The organism is Actinocorallia sp. A-T 12471 (genome assembly GCF_033875155.1).
Classification (GTDB): Bacteria; Actinomycetota; Actinomycetes; order Streptosporangiales; family Streptosporangiaceae; genus Actinocorallia.
Map to the genome: position 1 here is coordinate 160,942 of NZ_JAWZTE010000001.1, position 26,532 is coordinate 187,473.

21 protein-coding genes are annotated in these 26,532 nt (G+C 70.5%); 12 read left to right on the plus strand and 9 right to left on the minus strand.

Annotated elements, in window-relative coordinates; genetic code table 11:
* Positions 1-124 precede the first annotated feature (124 nt).
* Together rpoB and R9X44_RS00825 are read left to right on the plus strand one after the other, a co-directional pair.
* Positions 125-3,595, plus strand: a complete 3,471-nt coding sequence (gene rpoB, locus R9X44_RS00820; protein WP_319811960.1) for a DNA-directed RNA polymerase subunit beta — start codon at positions 125-127, stop codon at positions 3,593-3,595.
* 12 nt (positions 3,596-3,607) lie between these two features.
* A complete protein-coding gene (locus tag R9X44_RS00825; protein ID WP_319811961.1) occupies positions 3,608-7,498 on the plus strand; it encodes a DNA-directed RNA polymerase subunit beta' in 3,891 nt (1,296 codons plus the stop codon).
* A gap of 62 nt (positions 7,499-7,560) precedes the next feature.
* Here R9X44_RS00825 and R9X44_RS00830 read toward each other — a convergent pair whose 3' ends face one another.
* Positions 7,561-8,175, minus strand: coding sequence for a TetR/AcrR family transcriptional regulator (locus R9X44_RS00830; RefSeq protein WP_319811962.1), 615 nt, complete (start codon positions 8,173-8,175; stop codon positions 7,561-7,563).
* Between the two features lie 239 nt (positions 8,176-8,414).
* On the opposite strand from R9X44_RS00830, the gene R9X44_RS00835 reads away from it, so the two are divergent.
* The 4 genes from R9X44_RS00835 to R9X44_RS00850 all read left to right on the plus strand — a co-directional run bounded on the left by R9X44_RS00835 (position 8,415) and on the right by R9X44_RS00850 (position 11,115).
* Positions 8,415-8,942 (plus strand): FABP family protein, encoded by a 528-nt coding sequence (locus R9X44_RS00835; protein WP_319811963.1) that lies wholly within the window; start codon positions 8,415-8,417, stop codon positions 8,940-8,942.
* Positions 8,943-9,220: 278 nt separating this feature from the next.
* Positions 9,221-9,637: a Fur family transcriptional regulator gene (locus tag R9X44_RS00840; RefSeq protein WP_319811964.1), complete on the plus strand. Its 417-nt coding sequence runs from the start codon at positions 9,221-9,223 to the stop codon at positions 9,635-9,637.
* Entirely contained in the window at positions 9,634-10,581 is a 948-nt protein-coding gene (locus R9X44_RS00845) for a YgfZ/GcvT domain-containing protein (protein ID WP_319811965.1), read from the plus strand. Before R9X44_RS00840 ends, R9X44_RS00845 begins: the two co-directional genes overlap by 4 nt.
* Positions 10,582-10,650: 69 nt before the next feature.
* Positions 10,651-11,115 carry a hypothetical protein gene (locus tag R9X44_RS00850; RefSeq protein WP_319811966.1) on the plus strand — a complete coding sequence of 155 codons (465 nt, stop codon included), beginning with the start codon at positions 10,651-10,653 and terminating at the stop codon, positions 11,113-11,115.
* A 24-nt stretch (positions 11,116-11,139) separates the two neighbouring features.
* Here R9X44_RS00850 and dtd read toward each other — a convergent pair whose 3' ends face one another.
* Entirely contained in the window at positions 11,140-11,565 is a 426-nt protein-coding gene (dtd, locus tag R9X44_RS00855; protein WP_319811967.1) for a D-aminoacyl-tRNA deacylase, read from the minus strand.
* A gap of 401 nt (positions 11,566-11,966) precedes the next feature.
* On the opposite strand from dtd, the gene R9X44_RS00860 reads away from it, so the two are divergent.
* Entirely contained in the window at positions 11,967-12,923 is a 957-nt protein-coding gene (locus R9X44_RS00860) for an asparaginase (RefSeq protein WP_319811968.1), read from the plus strand.
* Between the two features lie 1,317 nt (positions 12,924-14,240).
* Here the strand turns inward: R9X44_RS00860 and R9X44_RS00865 are convergent.
* On the minus strand, positions 14,241-15,749 hold the full coding sequence (locus tag R9X44_RS00865; RefSeq protein ID WP_319811969.1) for a CocE/NonD family hydrolase: 1,509 nt from the start codon (positions 15,747-15,749) through the stop codon (positions 14,241-14,243).
* Between the two features lie 155 nt (positions 15,750-15,904).
* Between R9X44_RS00865 and R9X44_RS00870 the strand changes: the two genes are divergently transcribed.
* From R9X44_RS00870 to R9X44_RS00880, 3 genes are all read left to right on the plus strand, one after another.
* Positions 15,905-16,255, plus strand: coding sequence for a BlaI/MecI/CopY family transcriptional regulator (locus R9X44_RS00870; RefSeq protein WP_319811970.1), 351 nt, complete (start codon positions 15,905-15,907; stop codon positions 16,253-16,255).
* Between the two features lie 52 nt (positions 16,256-16,307).
* A complete protein-coding gene (locus tag R9X44_RS00875) occupies positions 16,308-17,189 on the plus strand; it encodes a M56 family metallopeptidase (protein WP_319811971.1) in 882 nt (293 codons plus the stop codon).
* A gap of 219 nt (positions 17,190-17,408) precedes the next feature.
* The gene (locus R9X44_RS00880) at positions 17,409-18,131 is read left to right on the plus strand and encodes an SGNH/GDSL hydrolase family protein (protein WP_319811972.1); all 723 of its coding nucleotides are present in this window, start codon (positions 17,409-17,411) and stop codon (positions 18,129-18,131) included.
* Positions 18,132-18,134: 3 nt separating this feature from the next.
* Here the strand turns inward: R9X44_RS00880 and R9X44_RS00885 are convergent, their stop codons facing one another.
* Positions 18,135-18,467 (minus strand): DUF2516 family protein, encoded by a 333-nt coding sequence (locus R9X44_RS00885; RefSeq protein ID WP_319811973.1) that lies wholly within the window; start codon positions 18,465-18,467, stop codon positions 18,135-18,137.
* Between the two features lie 98 nt (positions 18,468-18,565).
* Positions 18,566-18,937: a nuclear transport factor 2 family protein gene (locus R9X44_RS00890; RefSeq protein ID WP_319811974.1), complete on the minus strand. Its 372-nt coding sequence runs from the start codon at positions 18,935-18,937 to the stop codon at positions 18,566-18,568.
* 88 nt (positions 18,938-19,025) lie between these two features.
* On the opposite strand from R9X44_RS00890, the gene R9X44_RS00895 reads away from it, so the two are divergent.
* Entirely contained in the window at positions 19,026-19,811 is a 786-nt protein-coding gene (locus R9X44_RS00895; RefSeq protein WP_319811975.1) for a helix-turn-helix transcriptional regulator, read from the plus strand.
* Here R9X44_RS00895 and R9X44_RS00900 read toward each other — a convergent pair.
* Entirely contained in the window at positions 19,808-21,730 is a 1,923-nt protein-coding gene (locus tag R9X44_RS00900; protein WP_319811976.1) for a serine hydrolase domain-containing protein, read from the minus strand. The two genes, R9X44_RS00895 and R9X44_RS00900, sit on opposite strands and share 4 nt — an antisense overlap.
* Before the next feature lie 101 nt (positions 21,731-21,831).
* On the opposite strand from R9X44_RS00900, the gene R9X44_RS00905 reads away from it, so the two are divergent.
* A complete protein-coding gene (locus R9X44_RS00905; protein ID WP_319811977.1) occupies positions 21,832-23,862 on the plus strand; it encodes a histidine kinase in 2,031 nt (676 codons plus the stop codon).
* Here the strand turns inward: R9X44_RS00905 and R9X44_RS00910 are convergent.
* From R9X44_RS00910 to R9X44_RS00920, 3 genes are all read right to left on the minus strand, one after another.
* A complete protein-coding gene (locus R9X44_RS00910; RefSeq protein WP_319811978.1) occupies positions 23,803-24,411 on the minus strand; it encodes a response regulator transcription factor in 609 nt (202 codons plus the stop codon). The genes R9X44_RS00905 and R9X44_RS00910 overlap by 60 nt on opposite strands.
* Before the next feature lie 216 nt (positions 24,412-24,627).
* Entirely contained in the window at positions 24,628-25,851 is a 1,224-nt protein-coding gene (locus tag R9X44_RS00915) for an ABC transporter permease (RefSeq protein ID WP_319811979.1), read from the minus strand.
* The gene (locus R9X44_RS00920; protein ID WP_413774888.1) at positions 25,844-26,530 is read right to left on the minus strand and encodes an ABC transporter ATP-binding protein; all 687 of its coding nucleotides are present in this window, start codon (positions 26,528-26,530) and stop codon (positions 25,844-25,846) included. Before R9X44_RS00920 ends, R9X44_RS00915 begins: the two co-directional genes overlap by 8 nt.
* Positions 26,531-26,532 lie beyond the last annotated feature (2 nt).

Below are 26,532 nucleotides of genomic sequence, written 5' to 3' on the forward strand. Positions count from 1 at the left end.
CATGCCGTGATCTTGGTCCGGGCGCCGGTCGTCACAGATCGGACCCCTTCCATGCGACACGGGTTTTTCGGGGATGCATTGGCGTGCACGCCCGTACCGCCGCGAGCCCTCGGAAGGACCACTCTTGGCAGCCTCGCGCAACGCCTCGAAGACCCTGACCGGTCCGAACCGCGTCTCCTTCGCGCGCATCAATGAGCCGCTGGAAGTCCCGGATCTCCTTGCTCTCCAGACAGAGTCGTTCGACACTCTGCTCGGGAACGAGCGCTGGAAGAACCGGGTGAAGTCGGCCCAGGATGCTGGTCGAAAGGATGTACCGACCCAGTCGGGTCTCGAAGAGATCTTCGAGGAGATCAGTCCCATCGAGGACTTCTCCGGGACCATGTCCCTCTCGTTCCGTGACCACCGGTTCGAGCCGCCCAAGTACTCGGTAGACGAGTGCAAGGACAAGGACATGACCTACTCCGCCCCCATGTTCGTCACGGCGGAGTTCATCAACAACACCACCGGTGAGATCAAGAGCCAGACGGTGTTCATGGGCGACTTCCCGCTCATGACCCCCAAGGGCACCTTCATCATCAACGGGACCGAGCGCGTCGTCGTGTCGCAGCTCGTGCGCTCCCCCGGTGTCTACTTCGACCGTCAGCTGGACAAGACGTCCGACAAGGACATCTACGGCTGCAAGGTCATCCCGTCCCGGGGCGCATGGCTGGAATTCGAGATCGACAAGCGCGACAACGTCGGCGTGCGCATCGACCGCAAGCGCAAGCAGGGCGTCACCGTCCTGCTCAAGGCCCTCGGCTGGGACGACGAGCGCATCCGCGAGCGCTTCGGCCAGTACGAGTCGATGAACATCACCCTGGAGAAGGACCACACGGCCAACCAGGACGAGGCGCTGCTCGACATCTACCGCAAGCTGCGGCCGGGTGAGCCGCCGACCAAGGAGTCGGCGCAGACGCTGCTGAACAACCTGTACTTCAACCCCAAGCGTTACGACCTGGCGAAGGTCGGCCGCTACAAGGTGAACAAGAAGCTCGGCCTCGACCTGGAGATGAGCCAGGGCACCCTGACCGAGGACGACATCGTCGCGACGATCGAGTACCTGGTCCGGCTGCACGCCGGCGAGGAGGAGTTCACCGCGACCGACGGCCGCACGCTGCCCGTCGAGGTCGACGACATCGACCACTTCGGCAACCGGCGCCTGCGCTCGGTCGGCGAGCTCATCCAGAACCAGGTCCGCCTTGGCCTGGCCCGCATGGAGCGCGTCGTCCGCGAGCGGATGACCACCCAGGACGTCGAGGCGATCACCCCGCAGACCCTGATCAACATCCGCCCGGTCGTGGCGTCGATCAAGGAGTTCTTCGGCACCTCGCAGCTGTCGCAGTTCATGGACCAGACCAACCCGCTCGCGGGCCTGACCCACAAGCGCCGGCTTTCCGCGCTGGGTCCGGGCGGTCTGTCGCGTGAGCGCGCCGGCATGGAGGTCCGTGACGTCCACCCGTCGCACTACGGCCGCATGTGCCCGATCGAGACGCCGGAAGGCCCGAACATCGGTCTGATCGGCTCGCTCGCGGCGTTCGGCAGGGTGAACCCGTTCGGGTTCATCGAGACGCCGTACCGCAAGGTCGTCGACGGCAAGGTCACCGACCAGATCGACTACCTGACCGCCGACGAGGAGGACCGCTTCGTCAAGGCGCAGGCCAACTCGGGCCTGAACTCCGACGGCTCCTTCGCCGAGGCCCGCGTCCTGGTCCGCACCAAGGGCGGTGAGACCGAACTGGCACGCGCCAGCGAGGTCGACTACATGGACGTCTCGGCGCGGCAGATGACCTCGGTCGCCACCGCGATGATCCCGTTCCTCGAGCACGACGACGCCAACCGCGCGCTCATGGGCTCGAACATGCAGCGCCAGTCCGTCCCGCTGCTGCGCAGCGAGGCCCCGCTGGTCGGCACCGGCATGGAGTACCGCGCCGCCACCGACGCGGGCGACGTCATCACCTCCGACAAGGCCGGTGTGGTCGAGGAGGTCTCCGCCGACTACATCACCGTCATGAACGACGACGGCACGCGCCAGACCTACCGCGTCGCGAAGTTCAAGCGGTCCAACCAGGGCACCTGCTTCAACCAGAAGCCGATCGTGGACGAGGGCCAGCGGGTCGAGCAGGGCCAGGTCCTGGCCGACGGCCCCTGCACCGACCAGGGCGAGATGGCGCTGGGCAAGAACCTCCTCGTGGCGTTCATGCCGTGGGAAGGCCACAACTACGAGGACGCGATCATCCTGTCGCAGCGCCTCGTGCAGGACGACGTGCTGTCCTCGATCCACATCGAGGAGCACGAGGTCGACGCCCGCGACACCAAGCTCGGCCCCGAAGAGATCACCCGGGACATCCCGAACGTCTCCGAGGAGGTCCTGGCCGACCTCGACGAGCGCGGCATCATCCGCATCGGCGCCGACGTCGTCACCGGCGACATCCTCGTCGGCAAGGTCACGCCCAAGGGCGAGACCGAGCTGACCCCCGAGGAGCGGCTGCTGCGCGCGATCTTCGGTGAGAAGGCCCGCGAGGTCCGCGACACCTCCCTGAAGGTCCCGCACGGCGAGTCCGGCAAGGTCATCGGCGTGCGCGTGTTCTCCCGCGACGAGGGCGACGAGCTCCCCCCCGGCGTGAACGAGCTGGTCCGCGTGTACGTGGCCCAGAAGCGCAAGATCACCGACGGCGACAAGCTCGCCGGCCGGCACGGCAACAAGGGCGTCATCTCCAAGGTCCTGCCCGTGGAGGACATGCCGTTCCTCGAGGACGGCACCCCCGTCGACATCGTTCTGAACCCGCTCGGTGTTCCTGGACGTATGAACGTCGGCCAGGTCCTGGAGACGCACCTCGGCTGGGTCGCCTCGCGCGGCTGGAAGATCGAGGGCGACGACGCCGACTGGAAGCGCCAGCTCAAGGCCATCGGCCTCGAGGAGGCCGACCCGTGGACCAACACGGCCACGCCGGTCTTCGACGGCGCGCACCAGGAGGACGTGCAGGGTCTGCTGGACAGCACCATCCCCAACCGCGACGGCAACCGCATGGTCGGCCCCGGCGGCAAGGCGAGGCTGTTCGACGGCCGCTCCGGCGAGCCGTTCAAGGACCCGATCTCGGTCGGCTACATCTACATCCTGAAGCTGCTGCACCTCGTGGACGACAAGATCCACGCCCGGTCCACCGGCCCGTACTCGATGATCACCCAGCAGCCGCTGGGCGGTAAGGCGCAGTTCGGCGGCCAGCGGTTCGGCGAGATGGAGGTGTGGGCGCTCGAGGCGTACGGCGCCGCCTACGCCCTGCAGGAGCTGCTGACCATCAAGTCCGACGACGTGCTCGGCCGCGTGAAGGTCTACGAGGCCATCGTCAAGGGCGAGAACATCCCCGAGCCCGGCATCCCCGAGTCCTTCAAGGTGCTCATCAAGGAGATGCAGTCGCTCTGCCTGAACGTCGAGGTGCTGTCGAGCGACGGCATGAACATCGAACTCAGGGACAGCGACGAGGACGTGTTCCGGGCCGCAGAAGAGCTGGGCATCGACCTGTCGCGGCGTGAGCCGTCCAGCGTCGAGGAAGTCTGAGAGGAGTAGCCAGTGCTAGACGTCAACTTCTTCGACGAGCTGCGCATCGGCCTGGCGACCGCCGACGACATCCGTCAGTGGTCGCACGGCGAGGTGAAGAAGCCCGAGACCATCAACTACCGGACCCTCAAGCCCGAGAAGGACGGACTCTTCTGCGAGAAGATCTTCGGCCCGACCCGGGACTGGGAGTGCTACTGCGGCAAGTACAAGCGCGTCCGGTTCAAGGGCATCATCTGTGAGCGCTGCGGCGTCGAGGTGACCCGGGCCAAGGTGCGCCGTGAGCGGATGGGCCACATCGAGCTCGCCGCCCCGGTCACCCACATCTGGTACTTCAAGGGCGTTCCGTCGCGGCTGGGCTACCTGCTCGACCTCGCCCCGAAGGACCTCGAGAAGATCATCTACTTCGCGGCCTACATGATCACGAGCGTCGACACCGAGCGCCGTGACCGTGACCTGCCGACGCTCGAGGCGCACGTGTCCGTCGAGCGTCAGCAGCTCGAGCAGCGGCGTGACAGCGACGTCGAGGCCCGGCAGCAGAAGCTCGAGGCCGACCTGGCCGAGCTCGAGGCGGCCGGCGCCAAGGCCGACCAGCGCCGCAAGGTCCGCGAGGGCGCCGAGCGCGAGATGAAGCAGCTGCGCGACCGCGCCCAGCGCGAGATCGACCGGCTCGACGAGGTGTGGACGAGGTTCAAGAACCTCAAGGTCCAGGACCTCGAGGGCGACGAGATGCTGTACCGCGAGATGCGCGACCGCTTCGGCAAGTACTTCGCGGGCGGCATGGGCGCGGCGGCCATCCAGGCGCGCCTGCAGAACTTCGACCTCGACGCCGAGGCCGAGAAGCTGCGCGAGATCATCCGCTCGGGCAAGGGCCAGAAGAAGGCACGCGCCCTCAAGCGGCTCAAGGTCGTCTCGGCGTTCCTCAACACCAGCAACAGCCCGCTCGGCATGGTGCTCGACTGCATCCCGGTGATCCCGCCGGACCTGCGGCCGATGGTCCAGCTCGACGGTGGCCGCTTCGCCACCTCCGACCTGAACGACCTGTACCGCCGGGTGATCAACCGGAACAACCGCCTCAAGCGTCTCCTTGACCTCGGCGCGCCCGAGATCATCGTGAACAACGAGAAGCGGATGCTCCAGGAGGCCGTCGACGCGCTGTTCGACAACGGCCGCCGCGGCCGTCCGGTGACCGGTCCTGGCAACCGCCCGCTCAAGTCGCTGTCGGACATGCTGAAGGGCAAGCAGGGCCGGTTCCGGCAGAACCTGCTCGGCAAGCGCGTCGACTACTCGGGCCGCTCCGTCATCGTCGTCGGCCCGCAGCTCAAGCTGCACCAGTGCGGTCTGCCCAAGCAGATGGCCCTTGAGCTGTTCAAGCCGTTCGTCATGAAGCGGCTGGTCGACCTCAACCACGCGCAGAACATCAAGTCCGCCAAGCGGATGGTCGAGCGGGCCCGCCCGGTCGTGTGGGACGTGCTCGAAGAGGTCATCACCGAGCACCCGGTGCTGCTGAACCGCGCGCCGACCCTGCACCGCCTCGGCATCCAGGCGTTCGAGCCGCAGCTGGTCGAGGGCAAGGCCATCCAGATCCACCCGCTGGTCTGCACCGCCTTCAACGCCGACTTCGACGGCGACCAGATGGCGGTCCACCTGCCGCTGTCGGCCGAGGCGCAGGCCGAGGCGCGGATTCTGATGCTGTCCACGAACAACATCCTGAAGCCGTCGGACGGCAAGCCCGTCACCATGCCCACCCAGGACATGGTGATCGGCCTGTACTGGCTGACCGGCGAGCGCGACGGCGCGGTGGGCGAGAGCCGCACCTTCGCCAACGTGTCCGAGGCGATCATGGCCTTCGACCGCAACGAGCTGTCGCTCCAGGCCAAGATCCAGATCCGCTTCTCCGGCGTCGTCCCGCCGCGCGGCTGGGTCGCGCCCGAGGGCTACGAGCAGGGCCAGCCCTACCGCCTGGAGACCACGCTCGGCCGCGCCCTGTTCAACGAGACGCTGCCCGCGGACTACCCCTTCGTGAACTACGAGGTGGGCAAGAAGCAGCTTTCCGTCATCGTGAACGAGCTCGCCGAGTCCTACCCCAAGGTCGAGGTCGCCGCCTCGCTGGACGCCCTCAAGAGCGCGGGCTTCCACTGGGCGACCCGCTCGGGCGTCACGATCTCCATCGACGACGTCATCGCGCCGCCGAACAAGGCAGGCATCCTCGAGGGCTACGAGCGCCGCGCCGAGAAGGTGCAGCGCGAGTACGAGCGCGGTCTGATCACCGACGACGAGCGCCGCCAGGAACTGATCGAGATCTGGACGCACGCGACCACCGAGGTCGCGAACGACATGATGGACGAGTTCAAGAGCAACCCGAACAACCCCATCTGGATGATGGTCAACTCGGGCGCCCGCGGTAACCCGATGCAGGTCAGGCAGATCTCCGGTATGCGTGGTCTGGTGTCGAACCCCAAGGGTGAGACCATCCCGCGGCCGATCAAGTCCTCCTTCCGCGAGGGCCTGACGGTTCTGGAGTACTTCATCTCCACGCACGGCGCCCGCAAGGGTCTGGCCGACACCGCGCTCCGTACCGCCGACTCGGGTTACCTGACCCGTCGTCTGGTGGACGTCGCGCAGGACGTCATCGTGCGCGAGATCGACTGCGGCACCGACCGGACGATCCCGTTCCGGATCGCCGAGAACGACCGCGCGGCCGACGGCTCGCTGGTCAAGCTCGGCACCTCGGAGTCCAGCCTGATCGGCCGGACCATCGCGATCGACGTCGAGGTCGACGGGACGGTCATCTACCCGGCCGACACCGACCTTTCGGACGTGGTCGTCAGCCGGCTGATCGAGGCGGGCGTCGAAGAGGTCCGCACCCGCAGCGCGCTGGTGTGCGAGGCCAAGATCGGCGTCTGCGCCGCCTGCTACGGCCGCTCCCTGGCCACCGGCAAGCGGGTCGACGTCGGCGAGGCCGTCGGCATCATCGCGGCCCAGTCGATCGGTGAGCCCGGCACCCAGCTGACGATGCGCACCTTCCACACCGGTGGTGTGGCGGGCGGCGACATCACGCACGGTCTGCCGCGTGTCCAGGAACTGTTCGAGGCGCGCATCCCCAAGGGCGTCGCCCCGATCACCGAGGTCGCCGGCCGGGTCAAGATCGACGAGACCGAGCGCACCCGGAAGATCATCATCGTGCCGGACGACGGCTCCGACGAGATCGCCTACCCGGTGTCGATGCGGTCGCGCTTCGAGGAGGGCATCCACGAGGGCGCCCACGTCGAGGTCGGCCAGCAGCTCATCAAGGGCGCGGTCAACCCGCACGAGGTGCTGCGCATCCTCGGCCCGCGCGCGGTCCAGCTCCACCTGGTCCACGAGGTCCAGGAGGTCTACCGCTCGCAGGGTGTGTCGATCCACGACAAGCACATCGAGATCATCGTCCGCCAGATGCTCAAGCGGGTGAACATCCTCGAGGCGGGGGACACCAACCTGCTGCCGGGCGACCTGGTCGAGCGGCCGATCTTCGAGCGGACCAACCGCTCGGTGGTCGCCGAGGGCGGCACCCCCGCCGCCGGCCGTCCGGTCCTGATGGGCATCACCAAGGCGTCGCTCGCCACCGAGTCCTGGCTGTCGGCCGCCTCCTTCCAGGAGACGACCCGCGTCCTCACCGAGGCCGCCATGCACTCCAAGAGCGACTCCCTGCTTGGCCTCAAGGAGAACGTCATCATCGGCAAGCTCATCCCGGCCGGCACTGGCATGCCCCAGTACCGCAACGTCCGGGTCGAGCCCACCGAGGAGGCCAAGGCCGCCGTCTACAGCGTCGGCTCCTACGACGACGCCGGCGAGTACACCTTCGGCACGGGCTCCGGCGAGGCCGTCCCGCTGGAGGAGTACGACTTCGGCCAGTACAACCGCTGACCCCGCTCAGCCCCGGAAGGGCCCCGTCCGCTTGGACGGGGCCCTTCCCCGTTCTCGGCCTTCTAGGAGGCGGCCTCGTCGGGGTCCCGGCGGAGGAGGGGGTCGATGGAGGAGTGGAGGTGGCGGCGGAAGCGGGCCACGGCGCGGCGGTCCACGGCGCTCGAGCGGCCGCCCTGGGCGTCGGGGATGCCGCCGTAGACGAAGGTCTGGACCGACCAGACGATGCCCCAGATGACGAGTTCCATGTCGACGTCGGGGCGGACCAGCTCGGCCGTCAGCTCCGAGACCGCGTGGATCTGCGGGAACGAGTACAGGCGTTCGATGTCGCGCAGGTCCGAGGCGTCGTACATGCGGCGCTGCATCCACAGGGCCGCCTCGCGCGGATGGTCAACGAAGTGGTCGAGGTACTGGTCGAGGAGGCGGTGGATGCCCGCCGCGTCGTGCGTGTAGGTCTCGGTCATCCGGTCAAGGAGGGCCTGTTCCTCCTCGTGCACATGCTTGATCACCGCGAGGTACAGCTCGCGCTTGCCGCCGAACTCGGTGCGGATCGTGACCACGGGCAGGCCCGCGACGTCGGCGATCAGCTGGCTCGTGGTCTGGTCGTAGCCCAGCTCGGCGAACAGGCCGAGGGCGGCGGACAGCAGCCGCTGGCCGGGCTCCGACGTGGGCTCGCCCACCTGCCGCACCTCCTCGGGTCCACCTCTCCTCGCAGGATAACAACGCGATCACGGTGCGTGGTCGGGCGGGTTCGTCAGACGGATTCCCCGGGCGGCGGCTAGGGTCGGGGCCATGGGACTGGTGAACGTCATCGTCGTCGCGGGGGTGTGCGCGCTCGTCGCGCTCGGCTGCCTCGGGCTGGTCAGGGTGCTCGGCAGACTTGGGTGATCGGGCGTCGGGGAACGCTACGCTTGGTCACATGGAGATCGTGTTCGAGCATGAGTTGCACCCCGACCTCAAGGCCCTCGAGTGGCTGGTGGGGACGTGGGAGGGCGATGGCGTCGGGGACTACCCGTCCATCGAGCAGTTCCGTTTCACCCAGCAGATCTCCTTCACGCACATCGGCAAGCCCTACCTGATCTACACGAGCCGCACCTGGCGGCTGGATGAGGACTTCAAGCAGCGCGAGGCCCTCGCCATGGAGACGGGGTTCTGGCGGGTGCCCGGCGGCGGCCGGAGCGTGGAGGTGCTGCTGTCGCACCCGACCGGGGTCCAGGAGATCTACACCGGCGAGGTCGCGTTCAACAAGGTCGAGCTCGCCACCGACGTCGTCGCGCGGACCGAGACGGCCAAGGAGATCACCGCGGGCAAGCGCCTGTACGGCCTCTTCCCGGCCCAGGAGGGCACCGAGGACCGCGACCTCGGCTGGGTGTACGAGATGGCCGCGATGGGGCACCCGCTCCAGGTCCACATGTCAGCGCAGCTCAAGAAGGCGAAGCCGGAGTAGGCCGGGGCGTGCCGGGTCCGGGGGAGAAAAGGGAAAATCCCCGGACCTTCCGCGCTTGGGGCGGGTGCCGTCAGGACTGGACGGCGGTCCGGGGACCCGGTGTCTGCTGGAGATTCGCCAGGAGACTGCTTGTCCCGCTGGGGCGCTCCTAGCGAGCAGCCACCTCGCAAGTCCTCGAAGAAATCATTTCGTGGACCACCTCCTTTCCTGCGTGAGACCGAAGCTATGCGACGTCCCGGGGTGCAGGCAAACGGTTTTTCCGGACATAGGATCGGGACATGGGTGAGACGACGTGGCAGGAGGAGCTGCGGGCGCGCGGGTACCGGGTGACGCCCCAGCGCCAGCTCGTCCTCGAGGCCGTCGCCGCGCTTGAGCACGGCACCCCCGAGGAGATCTGCGCCCAGGTCCAGCGGACCGCCACCGGGGTGAACATCTCGACGGTCTACCGGACGCTCGAGCTGCTCGAAGAACTCGGTCTCGTGAAACACGCCCATGTCGGGCATGGACCGCCGAACTACCATCTGGCCACCGAGGCCGATCACGTCCATCTGTGCTGTCGCGGGTGCGGGAAGGTCGAGGACGTGCCCCCGTCCGTCGCGTCGGGGCTCGTCGCCGCGCTGGACGCCGACCACGGCTTCGAGACCGACGTGCCCCATCTGACGGTGTTCGGCCGATGCAGGGAGTGCCGCTCATGACGTTCTACGCAGACCCCCCGGACCAGGAGCTCGCCGCGCATTTCGGCGACCCCTACGCCGAGCAGAAGGCCCTGGAGGGCGGTGAGGCGGCCGTCAGGCGGTCGAACCGGGGCGTCGTGCGGGTCAGCGGGCCGGACCGGCTCTCGTGGCTGCACAGCCTGCTCAGCCAGCATCTCAGCGAGCTCACGCCGGGGTCGGCGACCGAGGCGCTGCTGCTGTCGCCTAACGGGCATATCGAACATCATCTCCAGCTCGTCGACGACGGGTCGGCGGTGTGGGCGCATGTGGAGCCGGGGACCGCCGCTGATCTCGCGGCGTTCCTTGACCGGATGCGGTTCATGCTGCGGGTCGAGGTCGCGGACGTCTCGGGTGAGTACGACGTGGTCACCGGGGCGGGGCTTTCCGGTGAGTTGAGCCTTCCGGACGTCGCGGGGATGACGAGTTTGATCGTCCCGGCTGGGGCCGCTGTCGACGGGTGTTCGGATGCGGGGATCTGGGCGTATGAGGCGCTGCGGATCGCGTCGCACAAGGCGCGGCTCGGGGTCGACACCGACCATCGGACGATCCCGCACGAGATCGGGTTCATCGGCTCGGCCGTGCACCTCAACAAGGGCTGCTACCGGGGGCAGGAGACCGTCGCGCGGGTCCACAACCTCGGCAGGCCGCCGCGTCGGCTTGTGTTCCTGCACCTCGACGGCAGTGAGGACAGGCTTCCCGGCAGGGGTGAGCCGGTTCTGGCCGATGGGCGACAGGTCGGATTCGTCGGGTCCGCCGCGCGGCACCACGAGCTCGGGCCGATCGCGCTGGCGCTGGTCAAGCGGACAGTGCCCGTCGAGGCGGCCCTCGTCGTCGACGGGATCGCCGCGGCGCAGGAGGTGATCGTCTCGCCCGATACCGGGGCGAACGTGACGATCGACCCGGCGTTGCGAGGCCGTCGCAGGTGATTGCCGACCGTCAATATGGGATAAAGAGAAGATCGAGGTAGCCCTTCCCAACGAAGGCGGTACGCGGTCATGGTGTCCCGTAAGGCGGCCAGGCGAGGATTCGGCCAGGACGTGGAGCAGATCGCGTGGTGGCTTGTGTTCGCCGCGCTCGTCGGCTTCGGCGTCTTCACCTGGAACTGGCGGGTCCTGCTGTTCACCCTGCTGCTGTGGAGCTTCTACGAGATCTGCCTCGTCCGCACCCGCTGCCGGGTCAAGACCCGTCAGGGCAACGAGTGCATCGAACGCGTCCGCGGCCGTGCCTTCGCGCACAACGCCGCACACCAGGACATCAAGAACGACGGCCTCTGGCAGCTCATCGGCCGCCCCAACCCCTTCTACAAGCCCAAACTCTCCGACCCCAACCGGGCGACGGGCGTCGTCCTCGTCGCCCCCCGAGTCCGCCACCGCCTGGACCAACAAGACCGCTACATCCTCTACGCCGCCTTCACCGGCCTCGTGATCTCCCTTGTGGGGATGCTGTGGGGCCTCTTCTAACCCGGGGGATGGCCGGGGGCGGGGTCAGAGGTCGATGATGAGGGTGATCGGGCCGTCGTTGACCAGGGAGACCTTCATGTCCGCGCCGAACCTGCCGGTCTCGACGTGCGCGCCGAGGGCGCGGAGCTCGGCGACGACCGCGTCGACCAGCGGTTCGGCCACGTCGCCCTTGGCGGCGTCGAGCCAGGACGGCCGACGCCCCTTGCGCGTGTCCCCATAAAGCGTGAACTGACTGATCACCAACAGCGGAGCACCCACGTCCGAACAGGACTTCTCCCCGTCCAGCACGCGCAGCCCCCACAGCTTCGCCGCCAGCTTGGCGGCCTTCCCCCGATCGTCATCATGGGTGACCCCGACCAGCACCATCAGGCCGGGCCCGTCGATCTCCCCGACGACCTCTCCGTCCACCCGGACCGCCGCCTCGCTCACCCGCTGCACCACCGCACGCATCCCCCAAGTCTCCCACCCCCGGGGCCCTTCTACCCTCACGACCGCATGCCGCATGCCGCATGCCGCATGCCGCACGACCGCATGCCGCATGGTCGGGGCCGGGGCCGGGGCCGGGACCGGGGGCCTCCTTCTACTTTCACGGCGCCGGGGACGGGGCTGAGGTGGCAGCCCGTCAGGTGGTAACGCGGGGCTGGGGCCAGAGGCCGGGCCCAGGGGCTGGGGCCAGAGGATTCCTTCTTTACGGCCGCAGGGCCGGGGACCCGGGACCCAAGGGCCGGGGGCAGGGCCGGGGACCGGGGGCCTCCTTCTACTTTCACGGCGCCGGGGACGGGGCCGGGGTGGCAGCCCCGTCAGGTGGTAGCGCGGGGTGGGGGGATCTTGGGGTCGCTTAGGGTTGGGGGATGGGTGAGGCTCATCCGGTTTTGGTCGAGGTGGAGCGGTCCGGGTTCGTGGAGTCGCGGCACCGGGGGGTTGCGGTGGCGCTCGACGCGGACGGGCGGGTCGTGCGCGCGTTGGGGCCCGTCGCGGAGCCGATCTTCCCGCGCTCGACGGTGAAGCCGTTCCAGGCTGTCGCGATGCTGCGGAACGGGCTCGCGCTCGACGGTGAGCTGCTCGCGTTGGCGGCGGCGAGCCACTCGGGGGAGGAGTTCCACGTCGAGGGCGTCGCGCGGATCCTCGCGTCGGCCGACCTCGGTTTCGACGCGCTCGGCTGCCCGCCCGACTGGCCGCTCGACGCCGAGGCGGAGCGCGCGCTCGTCCGCGCGGGCGGGTCGCGCGACCCCCGCTACATGAACTGCTCGGGCAAGCACGCGGCGATGCTCGTCACCTGTCGGGTCAACGGCTGGCCGCTCGACTCCTATCTCGACCCCGCGCATCCCCTCCAGATCTCGATCCGCGCGACCCTTGAGGAGTTCGCGCGCGAACGCGTCGCCATGGTCGGCGTCGACGGGTGCGGCGCGCCCCTCTTCGGCCTGAGCCCGCTCGCCCTCGCCCGCGCTTTCCACAGCCTGGGGATATCCGCGCCCGGCACGCCCGAGGGCCGCGTCGCCGCCGCGATGCGCGCCCACCCCGCCTGGACCTCGGGCACCCGACGCGACGAGAACACCCTCATGTCCGACGTCCCCGGCCTTATCGTCAAGTCCGGCGCCGAGGGCGTCGAAGCCTTCTGCCTCCCCACCGGTGCTTCCGGCCTCGTCAAAATCGACGACGGCTCCGCCCGGGCCCGCACCCCCGTCACCATCGCCCTCCTCACCCTCCTAGGCACCACAACCCCCCTCCTCACCACCCTCGCCACCACCCCCATCACCGGCGGCCCCACCCCCGTAGGCACCCTCCACCCCACCCCCACCCTCCCCTAACCCCCACCCACAGCACCTCCCCCGTAGCCAACCGCACAGCCCACCCGCCCCCCGTGCGGCCCGTCCGTCGCCCTCCACGCCCGGCCTACCCACAGGCCCCCCGCGCCCGCGCTCAGCGCCAGGACCCGGGCCCAGCCGCAGAACCTGCCCACGCCCCAGTCGCCCCCCGCGCGCGCCCCGCCCACCCGCCCCCGCGCGGCCTGCCCGCCTCCTCCACGCCCGTGCTCAGCGCCAGGACCCGGGCCCAGCCGCAGAAGCCGCCCGCGCCCCACTCGCCCCCCGGACAGCCCGCGAACCGCCCTGCGCGCCCAGCGCCAGCCGCAGGGGCCTCCGCACCCGGGGACAGCCCCAGGAATCGCCCGCGCCCCGCCAGAACCCGGGCGCAGCACGGACCCCGCCTGCGCGCCCGGGGCCAGCGGCAGGGCCGCCCGTGCCCGTGCTCAGCGCTAGGGGCCGGGGCCAGCCGCAGGGGCCGCCGCACCGGGGACAGCCCCAGGAGTCGCCCGCGCCTCGCCTGAACCCGGGCCGCGTCGGACCGCCCTTTGCACCCGTCAGCCGCAGGGGCCGCCCGAACCCCGCGCGGCGCGGGCGGCCCCCCTGAGCCCAAGCGCGGCACGGGCCTCTCTGCGCGCCCGGGTTCAGTCGCAGAGCTGCCATGTCCGGGGGGGCTAGCCCTAGGCCCTAGGGCCCGGGTCAGCCGCAGGAGTTGCCCGCGCCCCGCCCGAACCCGCGCGGCGCGGGAAGCCCCACCTGACCCCGACCGCCGCGCGGAACGCCTGCGCGCTCGGGGGCAGCTGCAGGGGCCGCCGCACCGGGGATAGCCCCAGGAATCGTCCGCGCCCCACCCGAACTCGGGCGCAGCACGGACCGCCCCTTGCGGGGCTGCCCGCGCCCCAGCCGAACCCCGCGCGGTGCGGGCGGCCCCCCTGAGCCCAAGCGCGGCGCGGGCCTCTCTGTGCGCCGGGGTCAGCCGCAGGGGCCGTTCGCGCCTCGCCCGAACTCGGGTGCGGGGCGGGGAGCCCCACCTGAAGCCGGGCGCGGGGCGGGCCGCTTGTGCGCTCGAGGTCAGCCGAAGGCTGCCGTGCCCGGGGTCAGCCGCAGGGGCTGCGCGCGCTCCACTCGGACGCCGGGCGGCGGGTGGGCCGCTCTGTGCGCACAGCGTCAGCTGTGGGGGCTGCCGTGCGTGGGGTTGGCGGTAGGGGTCGGGGGCAGTCGCAGGGGCGGTCCGCGCTCCGCTGGAGCGCTGGGTGGGGTGTGGGTGCTCTGGGTGCTCGGCGTCAGTTGTGGGGGGCTGGGAGTGGGGGTGGTGGGGGTGGGTTAGGAGTAGGGGATGGTTAGGGTGGTGGTGGTTAGGGTGAGGGTGGTGGATTCGGTGGCTGTGGTGCGGTAGCGGGGGTCGACGGTGTCGATGACGAGGGTGAGGCGGTGGGTCTTGGGGACGGTCCAGCGGATGGGTTGGAGGGGGAGGGTCAGGGGGTGGGGGCGGCCGGGTGGGACGTTGCGGAGGGTGTAGGGGGCGTGGGTGATGAGGCGGGCGGTGCCGTCAGGGGCCTCGTCGTAGAGGTAGGCGAAGATCGTCGTGTTGCGGGCGGACGGGGTGAGCGTCGTCCGGAGCATTGGCGCGCCGCTGACAATCGCGCGCTTCTTCAGCACGGGAGTGCGGTGGACAAGGGCGTTCGCCCGGTTCACCTGGGATGGCCGGATTGTCCAGTGGATTCCGGCTTGCGCGGCGATCCCCGTCGCCTCGACGATGCCGCTGTCGGCCACGGTGTTCACCCCTGCGGCGATCCGCTTCCGCTTCGGCAGGGTGTACTTGCGGGTCTGTGTGGTCTGCGCCCGCCATGAGGGGAAATACACCCACTTGCCGCCGTTATTGGGCTTCAGCGCGACGGGTCCGGCCGCCCCGATCCCGTTCTGGCGGCCGCGCAGGTGCCGGTCGAACCATTTGAGCGTCTGCGTCCATGTCTCGTTCGGCAGGCCGAGCGCGCCGAGCGCCTCCGGGGTGCCGTGGTCGCCCGCCTGGAACGTCAGGCGCTTGGGCACCTTCAGCCGGTTGTAGAAGTCGACGTACTGGGCCGGCGGGAAGATGCCGTCCTGCCAGCCGTTCGCGAGCATGATCGCCGGCTTGTTGGCGTTGATCTTCTTGACGTAGTGCGCAGCGCCTCGGATCGAGGCGAGTTTCACGGCGGTGCCGAACTTGTCCTTGAGGTAGCCGTCCTGGACTGTCAGGAAGTCCTCGCCCGGGTCGCCCGTGAGGTGCCCCGCGGTCAGCAGGAGCGCCGCAGTCTGCTCGCTCACCGTCTGGTTCTGGTAGAGCGAGTCGGGCAGGCTCGCCCAGCCGCTCATCGCCGAGACCGCGCGGATGCGCGGGTCGTGGGCCGCGCCGAGCAGGGAGATGCCCGCGCCGTAGGAGATCCCGGCCGCGCCGATCCGTCTTCGGTCGGCCCTCGTGTTCCTGAGCGACCAGTCGATGACCTTGCTGACGTCGCCGACGTCGGGCCGTCCCGCGATCTCGATGCGGCCCTCGGAATCCCAGAAGCCGCGCGAGGTGTAGGCGACGACCACGTAGCCGGTCGCGGCGAACTTCGCGGCCGCGCCCGCGTACTCGGCGTGGAAGAGCGACCAGCTCGCCGGCATGACGATCAACGGGAAGGGCCCCTTGCCCTTCGGCTGGTAGACCAGGGCCTTGAGCGGCGTGCCCCCGTGGCCGGGGATTGTCCGGTAGGCGGTGGTGTATCCGGGGGCGGCGACGGCCGGGGGCGCGGCCGTCAGCGTCGCGAGCAGCGCCGCCGCGACGAGGGCGGCGACGGTTGTCGTTCCGCGCACGCGGCACCTCCTCTTTACTCGTGAGTAACGTCGGACGAAGTAAATAACCTCTTACTTGTCGCGAATAGGGCGATTTGTTATGAAACATGGGATCTAATGTGTGGAGAACCGAGGGGTACTACGGGCCGTAGTGACCGGGAGGTAGAATCGGACTTGTGAAGGGTTTGGGAGAGCTTGAACGCGCTGTGATGGAGATCCTCTGGGCACGGGAGGAACCGGCCACGGCACGCGACGTCAGCCGCGCGCTCGCCGACCGCGACCTCGCCCACACCACGGTGATGACGGTTCTCGACCGGCTCGCCAAGAAGGACTTCCTCGTCCGTGAACGCTCAGGCCGCGCCTGGGCGTACCGCCCCGCCGAGTCCCGCGAGGGTTACGTCGCGGAACTCATGCTGGGCGCGCTGGCCATGAGCGGCGACCGAGACGCCGCTCTCGCCCATTTCGCCCGCTCGGTGAGCGGCGACGAAGCGGCCGCGCTCCGGCGCGTCCTGGAGGACCTGGAGTGACCACCCCCGTCCCGCGCCGTCAGCGGGCCCCCCTGAGCGCTCGGGCGATCCCATGAGCACGTGGGTCGCGCTCACGATCATCGCCTTGGCGACGGTGCCCGCGGCCGAGCTCCTCTCCCGCGCCAAGTGGACCTGGCGAACCCCGCGCACGGGCATCCTGCTGTGGCAGGCGCTCGGCCTCGCCTGGGGTCTCGCCTCCATCGGGGCGCTCGTGGGCTTCGCCCTCGCGCCCCTCGGCCGTGGTGTGCTGCACGGTCTTTTTCTCCTTCCCGATGACGGACTGCATCTGTCGCTGCCGCGTCAGCTCGCGCTGCTCGCGGGCATGGCGCTCACCGGCTCGCTGATCGGCTCACTGCTGCTGTCGGGCTTCCGCGTGGTGCGGGCACGGGCCAGACACCGCGCGCTGCTCCGGCTGATCGCCGACCGGGGCCGCCGCAAAGGGGCCCTCGTCGTTGACCATCCGGACGCCGCCGCCTACTGCGTCCCCGGCATGCGCTCCAAGATTGTGATCAGCGCGGGCACGCTGGAACTCCTCGACGACGGCGAACTCGAAGCGGTGCTCGCCCACGAGCTGGCTCACGCGCGTGAGCGCCACGACCTCGTGCTGCTGCCTTTCACCTCACTTCCGCGGATCGGGTTCGTCGGCCGGATCCTCGACTCCGTCGCGCTGCTGATCGAGATGCGGGCCGACGACAGGGCCCTGCGGCACCGTTCGCCCAAGGAACTCGCCAAAGCGCTGCTCCGCTTCGCCACGGCCCCTTCGGCCTCGGCGCCCTCGTGCGCCCTCGCCGTCGCCCATGAGGGCGGGGCCGTCATGGCGCGGGTCCAGCGGCTGCTGAATCCCGAACCCAGGCCCACGTTGGCGCGTTCCGCCGCACTGCTCTGCTCCCTTCTCCTCGTCCTCGGGCCGCTGGGCCTCTGGACGCTCTACTGACGCCCCGGGCCGCCCTCCCGGCCCGGTCGCGACCACTCTCCCCGACTTTTTTCAAGATCGCCCAGACCCCTGTGGATAACTTTCTCAGGGGATTTTTCGCGTCCGGGGTGCGGTGATGTGGGCGGATTCTTGGGGGTTTGATCGTGGAGAAGGCGATCATCCCGATAGGGTTTCCCGGGATCCCGGGTTCGGTTCCGGGAGTCGGGCCGGGGAGTGGATGTGCGCGCGGCGTTGCTCGTGCTGGTGGCGCTCGCGTTGAGCGGATGCGGGGGAAGCGGGCCCGCCCCCGGAGCGACGCCGCCGAGCGCGACCCAGACGCCCGAGGTCAAGCGCGCCCCCGTCGTCATGTTCCTCGGGGACAGCTACACGGCCGGATACCGGGACGTCGAACGCGAGGAGACCTACGCGGGCGTCCTGTCCCGTGCCCTGGGCTGGCAGCCTGTCATCGGAGGGCATCCCGGCACAGGGTTCCTCGCGAAAGGCAAGATCGGCAAGGACTTCGGGCGGCTCTTCGACGACCAGCTCGGCTGGCGGCCCCCACCCGACCTCGTCCTCATCTCCGGCGGCCACAACGACGCCCTGCGCACCCCCACCGCCACCGCACTCGACACCGCGGTCCGCGACCTGCTCACCGACGTCCGGACGACCTGGCCCGGCGTCCCTGTGGTCGTCATCGGGCCCATTTGGGGCGGGACGCCGCCCGAGCGGGCCCTGGCCGTCCGCGACACGGTCCGGGACGCCGCGGCCGCCCTCGGCGTGCCCTTCGTCGACCCGCTCGCCGAACAGTGGTTCACCGGCGACGTCAGCGACGGCACGGGCAACGCCCCCGCCTACATCAGCCGCGACGAGGCACACCCGACGCGGACCGGGCACGCCTACCTCGCCGACCGCGTCTCCGCCGCACTCGCCACGCTCGGCCTACCGGCCTCCGACACGCACTGACCCTTACCAGGGGCCGTACGGGCCCATCCGACGGCCGTCTCCCGAGCCGTACTCCTTGAGCGCGGGACGCACGTCCGCGAGGTAGATCACCGCGGCGACAAAAGCCGCGATCGCAAAGATTCCGAGCGTCGTCACCTGTCCGAGCGCCGCGAGCATCCCGAAGAACGTGGCGACGCCCAGAATGATCAGCCACAGGCGCTTCGTCTGCTTGTTCGCCGCGGGGAACGCGTCAGCCGGCCGGCGCGCCGCGTCGACCAGCGCCCACACCTCGAGCACGAACGCGATGATCGCGAGGCCCGCGAACACCAGCGCCAAGCCTCCATTGACCAGACCCATCGATTCCACCCTCCCTCAAACCCTGCCGCCACACTACAAAAGTTCCCGGCCCCCGCGGACCGACCGCCCGGGTGGCCGGGAAGTGCGGCGTGCGGGTCCTACAGCATGCCGTGGGGGGTCTCGGAGGGGTCGGGGAGGGGCTGGATTACGTCCCAGTGCTCGGTGATCTTGCCGTCGGCGACCTTCCAGATGTCGACGACGGCGACGCCGCGCTCGTCACCCGGCGGGGTCATCAGGTAGTGGGTGACGACGAACTCGTCGTCGGCGATGACGCGCCTAAGGTCGAGCCGTGCGCCCGCGACGGGGGCGGAGGCGATGAACTCGACGAAGGCGTCGCGTCCGCTGGGGTTTCCGGGGCTGTGCTCGATGAAGTCCTCGCACAGGAGGGTCCGGAGAATCTCCACGTCGCCTGCCGCGAACTTCTGGAAGCCGTCGATGATCAGGTTTTTGTTGTGTTCTGCGAGGTTCATTCCCTGACGGTCGCAGCAGGTGTCCGGCGGCGTCGATTACCAGCCTTGTAATGGCGGTGGGCGGCGGCGTCGGGGCAGACTCGGGTCCGTGATCGAGGACAGGCCCGTCGGGCGACTGCTGCGGGAATGGCGGCTGCGTCGGGGGTTGAGCCAGCTCGACTTCGCGATCCAGGCCGGTGTGTCCGCCCGGCATGTCAGCTTTGTCGAGACGGGGCGGACCATCCCCAGCAGCTCGATGGTGCTGCACCTTGCCGAGCATCTGGGCGTCCCCTTGCGCGAACGCAACCGGCTCCTTGTAGCGGCCGGGCACGCGCCGGTCTTTCGGGAGCGACCCCTTGACGACCCCGATATGGCCCGTGTGCGTGAGGCCGTCCTACAGGTCCTGCGGGGGCACATGCCCTACCCGGCGCTGGCTGTGGACCGCCGCTGGAACCTCGTACTCGCCAACGACGCGGCCGAGGTCTTCCTCGACGGGGCCGCCCCCGCGCTGCTCAAGCCGCCGGTCAACATGATGCGGCTCGGCCTCCACCCGGACGGCCTCGCGCCCCGCCTGCGCAACCTCGACCAGGTGCGCGCCCACCTCCTGCCGCGCCTCGCCCGGCAGGCCGCCCAGACCGGCGACCCCGAACTGCACGGGCTCCACGAGGAACTCAGGTCCTACGCGCCCGACGCCGAAGCCCCGCCACCCGACCCCGCCGACATCGCCCTCCCCCTCCACCTCACCTGGCGCGGCGCCGAACTCTCCCTCATCAACACGATCTCCACCTTCGGCACCGCCTTCGACGCCACCCTCGACGAAATCGCCATCGAGTCCTACTTCCCCACCAACCCCCCCACCACCCACTTCTTCCACCAAACCACCCCAGAGGGTTAGAAGGGGAGGAGGTTGTAGGTGTGGAGGATGAGGAAGAAGGGGGGGAAGGCGAGGAGGGGGAGGGCTTGGAGGGGGCGGCGTAGGGGGGTGAGGAGGGTGAGGGCGGTGGCTGTGATGGCGGTGAGGAGGGCTGTGGCGGCGAGTGGGGGGAGGACGGCGAGGCGGGGGGAGTTGAGGGTGAGGAGTTCGTTGACGGCGTTGGGGTCGGCCATGGCGGTGGCGATGCCGGCGACGAAGGCCGTGCTCAGGGTGGCGGCGGTCCAGGTGAGGAGGGAGGCGGCTCGGGATAGGAGGGGGACTTCGGGGGTGCGGTGGCGGAGGGCGCGGGACAGGGCCGTCAAGGGGGTGAGGAGGGAGGTGAGGGCGAGGGCCAGGGCTGAGAGGCCGAGCAGGGCAAGGTGGAGGGACGGGGAGGCGTACCAGGGGAGCTTCGTCCAGGTCTCGGACGGGTTCATCGTGGTGGCGAGGGTGCCGTCTTCGCCGAACGCGAGCCTGTCCTGGCCGCCTCGTTCGCGGAAGACGCCGTCGCCTTCCGGGTCCCAGCGCTGGGTCTCCTTGGCGGGGTCGGCGGACAGGGCCGTGGTGGTGAGGGTGCCGTCGGGGTGGGCCTCGACCGTGGGGGAGGAGAACAGCGCGGCCGCCTTCATCAGGCTTGTGCGGCTCACTCTTAGGGAGCGGTACGTGCCGGCGTACGCGGAGGCGTTCTTCTCGACGGCTTCCGGGGCAGTCGGGGCGGTGGTCTCGGCGGGGAAGTAGCGGTCCACGAACGCGTCGATGAGGGCCTTGGCGTCGGACGGGGCCGAGCCGGCCTCGCCGTCACCGTTGAAGGCGACGTAGACGCCCGTCCGGCTCTCCGGGAGCAGGGCGAGGGCGGAGTGGTGGCCGGGCACGTCACCGTCCTTGAACAGCAGCTCACGGCCGTTGCGCGGGCGCTGTTCGAGGACATAGCCCATGCCGGGGAGGTCGGGGTGCTCGGTGTGGTGCCGCGCGCGCAGCAGGGCCGGGACGCCCTCGCCGAGACGCGGGTCGTCGGCGAGCTGGGCGGTGAGGAAGCGTGCCATGTCGGCGGGCGTGGTCACCGGACCCGTCCCCGAGGGCGTCCACGGGCCGTATTGGCCGCGCACGGTGGTCTGGCCCGCGCCGGATGGGCGGTAGGCCCCGGCGAGCGCCGCGTCGAGTTCCGCAGGGTGCGGCACGGCCATGCTTGTGGAGCCCATACCGAGCGGTCGAAGGATGTGCTCCCGTACGTAGTCGGCGTACGGCTGGCCTGAGGCGAGTTCTACCAGGTGGCCCGCTAGCGCGACCCCGTAGTTGTCGTAGGCGACGTGCTCGCCTGGCGGCCTCACCCTGCGCGGCTGCCTCTCGGCGAGGCTCTCCGCGAGGCCGCCTACGTCCTTCGGATCGGCCTTCGCCAGGCCGACGAGGTCCTCGTCAAAGCCAGCCGTGTAGGTGAGCAGGTGCTTCAGCGTGACGGGACGGCCCGGGTATGTGTCCTCGACCTTGAAGGACTTGAGGTACCGGTTGACGTCCGCGTCGAGGTCGAGCTTCCCGGCCTTGACGAGTTGGAGCGCCGCCGTTGCGGTGAACACCTTCGCGAGCGATCCCGTGAAGAACCCTGTCTCGGCGTTGACGGGCTTGCCTGTGGCGACGTCTGCGACGCCGTACCCCTGCGCGAGTACCGTCCGCCCGCCGGACACGACCACTACGGCCGCCCCGGGGATCCGATCCCTCCGCATCCTCTCTTCGACCTCGCCCGCCAGGAACCCCTCGAGGCCCGTCAGGTCCGGCTTCCCCGATTCCCCGACGGTGGACGACGCGGGGGAGGGGCCGACGGCGGTCGCGGCAGAGGGGACGGGGAGGGCGAGGGCGCAGCCGAGGGACAGCGCAAGGACAAAGCGGGTGAAGCGGGACGATCTCATGCCGCAAGCCTGGCCGGGAGGGGTGGGCGGTCGACAGTGTCAGGCGCACCGGTGGCACATGCAGAATGCACGAAACGGACATTTAGCTAGACTGCGTCGCCGTGGCGGTCCTGCTGATGGTGCTCGCCGGGGTGATGGTCGACCCGCTCGACCCGGTGCCGGGCCCGGCATGGGTCGCCGTCGTCCTGCTCCAGCTCGCGCACGCCGTGCCCGCGTGGCGGCGGCGGTACGGGCCCTTGACGCTCGTCCTCCAGGCCCTGCTGAGCCCCTGGGCGGGGTCCGGCGCGCCCGGCCTCGTCGCCGCCTCGGCCCTCCTGATCGTGCGCGGACCCGCGCGCTGGGCGGCGTTCTGCGCCGTCGTCGCGGCGGCGGCCGTGCTGGGCGCGGGCGACCCGTACACCGTCGTCAACGCGGCGGTGAACGCGCTCATCCAGGGGCTCATCGTCTTCGCCGTGACCCGGCTGCGCGACCTCGGCGTGGCGCTCGCCGCAGCGCGCCACGAGCTCGCCGAGGCGACGGTCGCGGCCGAGCGCGCGCGCAGCTCCCGCGAGCTGGCCGACGCCCTGGGCTCGGCGCTCACCGCCATCGTGGCCCTCGCGGGGCGCGGCAGGGCGGCCGAGGCGGTCGCCGTCGCGCGGAGTGCCGCGGACCGGGCGCGCCGGCCCCCGCCGCCGCCCGACCGGCCCGCGCCGCCCGGACTCGCGCCGCGCCTCGCCGTCCCCGTCCTCGTGGTGGTGCACGCCGGGTTCTCGTTCGTCGCCGTGGTGTTCCTCTGGCAGGAGGGACTCGCGCCGCTTCCGTTCGCCGGGGCGCTCGCGTTGGTCTGCGCGGTGGCGGCGCTCCAGATAAGGCACTCGCTACCGCGGCCGTCGGGAGATCGGCTTCCGCACACGTCGTGGACGCTGCCCCTTCAGCTCGTCCTTTCGCTGGCTCCCTTGTTCCTGCCGGGGACGTCCTACCCTCAGCTCGTCGGTCTTGGGGCGGGGGCGTTGCTCGTCCTATGGCCGCGCCGGGCGGCCTACCCCTCGGTGGCCGTTGTGCTCGGCGTTACGGCGGCTGTTATGGCGGTCCGTGATGTGTCGTGGGCGGACAACCTGTATTGGACGGTCAACGCGCTGTCGATAGCCGTGATGTTCTACGGACTCGCCTTGCACGCCGAACTCGTCGGCCGCCTTGAGCGCGTCAGGCTCGACCTCGCCGCCGTCGCGCTGGCCGGGGAGCGCCGCCGGATCTTCCGCGACGTGCACGATCTGCTCGGCTACAGCCTCTCGGCCATCGCGGTGAAGGGAGAGCTTGCCCGGCGCGTCCCCGAGCGCGCGGAGGCCGAACTCGCAGACGTCGTGCGGATCGCGCGCGGCGCGCTCGCCGACCTCGCCGCCATCCCCGACGACGGAGCCGCGCCGTCCCTCACCGTCGAGCTCGCCTCGGCCCGCGAGATCCTGACGGCCGCGGGCGTCACCGCCGACGTCGCCGCCCCCGGCCTCCCGGCCCGCCTCGCCCTGCCCGGCCACGTCGACGCCCTCTTCGCCACGGTCCTACGCGAAGCCGTCACCAACGCCCTGCGCCACGGCGGCGGCCTCCATTGCCGCATCGACCTCACCTTCGAACCCGGCCCCGACGGCGGGGTCGCGCGCCTGCACGTCCGCAACGACCTCCCCACCCCGCCGACACCGCGCACAACCACGCCGCCAAGCAGCCCAACAGAGACGGCCCAGCCGTACGACCCGGCAAAGGCGGCGCGCGCAGGCAGCACGTCGTCAGCGGGCGGAGGCAGCGTGTCGGGAGCACCGCGCGTAGGCGACGTGTCGGGGGCAGCGCGCGCAGGCGCGTCAGAGACAGCGCTCGCAGGCAGCGTCTCGGGGGCCGCGTGCGCAGGCGGCGCGTCAGAGGCGGTGTGCGCAGGCGGCGTGTCAGAGACAGCGCGCGCAGGCGTGTCAGAGACAGCGTGCGCAGGCGGTGCGTCAGAGGTGGCGCGGGTGGGGAGTGGGCGGGGGCATCTGCGGGAGCGGGTGGCGGCGGCGGGCGGGGAGATGTGGGCGGGCGTGCGGGGGGACGGGTTCGAGGTCGTCGTGCTACAGCCAGCCGGCCTCGGTCGCGATGCGGACGGCGTCGAGGCGGTTGCGGGCCCCTAGCTTCGTGACGGTCGCGGCGAGGTAGTTGCGGACCGTGCCGCGCGACAGGAACAGCGCGGCGGCGATCTCGTCGTTGTCCGCGCCGGACGCGGCCATCCGCAGCACCTCGGCCTCCCGGTCGGTCAGCGGGTTCGGGCGCAGCGCGAGGGCCTCGGCGGCGAGCTGCGGGTCGACGACCCGGTCGCCCGCCGCGACCCGGCGGATCGCGGCCGCGAGGTCCTGCGGCGGGATGTCCTTCAGGACGAACCCGTCGGCGCGCGAGGCGAGCGCCCGGCGCAGCGTCTCGGGCCGTCCGGCCGAGGTGAGCATGAGCACCCGGCAGCCGGGAGCCCGCGCGACGATCTCGGCGGCCGCCTCGATGCCGTCCATTTCGCCCGGCATGTGCACGTCGAGGACCGCCACGTCGGCACGCTGCCCGACCGCCGCCTCGACGGCCTCCCGCCCCGTCCGCGCCTCACCGACCACCTCAAGATCCCCCTCAAGCCCGAGCAACGCCACAAGCGCCCCCCGAATCAAATCCATATCCTCAGCCACCACAACCCGAATCACCCTCCACCCCCTCCCCCCCCCCATCCTCCCAACTCCCCATACCCCCCGAGCAACGGACCCCACAGACACCAGTGGGTTGTCGTGTGTCAGATGGCACGGCGAGGAGGTCCCCGGCGGAGGCGACGGTGAAGCCCGCATCCGCGCCGGGAGAGCCGACGGCCCCCTTCGCGCCAGCCGAACCCGCCCACCCCTCATTACCACGCTAGCTGCGGGGGGTTAGGAGGTTAGGGCTTGGGCTGGTTCTAGGTGGGCGGCTTTGGTGGCCGGGTAGGCGCCTGCGGCGAGGCCGACGCAGAGGCCGGTGAAGGGGCCCGCGGGGATGAGCCAGGGCGGGATGGCGGCCGTCCAGTCTCTGGCGAGGGCGATGCCGACGGTGAGGTCGAGCCCGGCGAGGGTGCCCGCGGCGCCGCCCAGCAGACCGAGCGTTCCGCTCTCGCACAGGAACTGCGTGAGGATCGAGCGTCGGGTCGCGCCCACCGCACGGCGCAGGCCGATCTCATGACGGCGTTCGAGAACCGCCACAAGTGTGGTGTTCCCGATGCCGATGGCGCCGATGAGCAGGGAGACGGCGGCCATCGCCAGGAACAGCGCGCGGGTGTCGGTCTCGACGCTCGCGCGCAGCTGCTCGGGATCCGGCGGGACCTGTGCGACGAGCCGGCCGGGCCGGTCGGGGTCGAGTGCCACCTTGGCTTCCGCGCCGACCTGCCGGGCGGCGCCGGCCTTGGTGCGGATCACGACATACGGGTCGCCGAACGCAAGCCGCGACCACGGGTCACGCGCCACCCATGCGGGGACGATGGCCGACAGGGGCGCCTGCGAGTCGAAATCCGGGGTCGTGACTATGCCGACCAGCAGGTAGGGGACCCCGGCGATGGACACGATCGACCGGCCGTCGACCCGATCGACGCCGAGCGTCCGGGCGGCGATGTCGCCGAGCACGACGACCCGGTGGCGCTCGCGCTCATGCACCGGATCCAGGGCGCGTCCTTGGACGACCTCGACGCCGAGGGCGTCAAAGGCACCGGGGCTCACCGCCATCACCGCGGTCTCCACGGCGGCGGACGAGGGCCGTCCACCGGCCTTGCTGACGGGCGGGAGGGCGTCCCGGGAGACCGCGACGGTGCCGGCCGACACCACTCCGTTGAGGCCGCCGACCCGCGTCAGCGCCTCAGGCGCGACGAGTGGGGCCAGCAGCCCGTCAGCGGTCGTCTCTGAGGGGCCGTCGGCGGTGAACCCTTCGACGGTGACCCTCGTCGCCTTGAGCGCGTCGAACCGGGACGAGACCTGCGCGGCGGCGGTGCTGGTCAGCCCGACGGTGGCGACGAGCGCGAGCACGCCGAACGCCACCCCGGCCACGGTGAGGAGGCTGCGCACCCGGCGTCCGAGGATCGCTTCGACCGATTCGCGCGCGATGTCGAGGACCGACCGGGGATCAACCATGGCCGGTCACCTCCGCGAGCCTGCCGTCGCGCACGCGCAGCACCCGGTCCGCCCGCGCGGCGACGGCGGGGTCGTGCGTGACGACCACGACGGCCAGGCCGTCGCCCGCCATCCGGTCGAGCAGGTCCATGACCGTCGCCGAGGTCTCGGAGTCGAGGTTGCCGGTCGGCTCGTCGCACAGCAGCATCGACGGCCCGTGCACCGTCGCCCGCGCGATCGCGACCCGCTGCTTCTCGCCGCCGGAAAGGGTCGCCGGGTACGCGTCGAGGCGGTGGCCGAGCCCGACCCGGTGCAGCTGCTCCTCGGCCCGTCGCCGCCGGTCCCGGTGGGGAACGCGGGTGTAGAGGAGCGGGAGGGCGACGTTGGCCCACGCGGTCTTGTGCGCGACGAGGTGGAACGCCTGGAACACGAATCCGATGCTCTGCGCGCGGACCCTCGTCCGCTCCCGCTCGGCGAGATGGGCGGTGTCGGAGCCGCGCAGGAGATAGCTGCCGGAAGAAGGCCGGTCGAGGAGTCCGAGGATGTTGAGCAGCGTGGATTTCCCTGACCCCGACGGCCCGATGATCGCGACAAGCTCACCCGCGCCCACCTGGAAGTTCACGTCTGTGAGTGCAGTGACGGTGCCCGCAGGCGAGGCGAAGAGCCGATGCACGTCACGCACGTCAAGGATCGGGGGCATGG